Below are 685 nucleotides of genomic sequence, written 5' to 3' on the forward strand. Positions count from 1 at the left end.
ACCTGGGCACCGACTCGATCACCGGCCTTGCGCGACTGCCGCAGCGTGGGACCACGCTCTTACCTTCGGGCATCGAAGCGGGCTCGCGGCTGCACTAGGAGATGCACTTCATGAACAAGCCAGAGACATTCACCCGTGCTCCCGGCCCATGGGAACTGCCGTCGAAGTGTTGCGTTGAGGGAGGTTGCGACTCCGGTCTGCGCAACAACTACTTCGTGGGCAAGCGGCTCACCCCGGATGCATTTCGGACCGAGCAGTACTACCTGAACGAACGGCGACGACTGCTCAATCGTGCGCTGCACGGCTGGGGCGTCGTGTATGGCTTCGCTGTCGACGTGGCACCGGTGAACGCCTGCCTCACTGAAAGCGTGTCCGGCCGGCTTCGCATCCGCCCTGGCTTCGCTCTCGACCAGCACGGGAGAGAGTTGCTGCAGATCGACGAGGTCACGCTGGCGTTCGCGGACGTGATCAAGGTCAACGCGCTGGGGGCGCAGATCGATCGCGATTCGACGGACGCCGCGAACTACGGGGAGGGCTACTGGCTGCTCAGCGTGCACTACGCCGAGCAGGCGATCGCCCCGGTGAGCATCCAGGGATCGTGCAGCTGCGATCGGCAGGAGTGGGACAGTATATGCGAGACCGTGCGCTACTCGCTGCGACGCATCGATGGCGCTGAGTGTTGCGC

1 protein-coding gene is annotated in these 685 nt (G+C 64.2%); it reads left to right on the top strand.

Going from position 1 to position 685, the window contains the following annotated elements; all coding sequences use genetic code 11:
- Window positions 1-110 precede the first annotated feature (110 nt).
- On the top strand, window positions 111-685 hold a 575-nt coding region (locus ACXJ3V_RS20255; protein ID WP_457102155.1), incomplete at its 3' end, for a hypothetical protein.

Source organism: Microbacterium sp. P5_E9 (assembly GCF_054049175.1).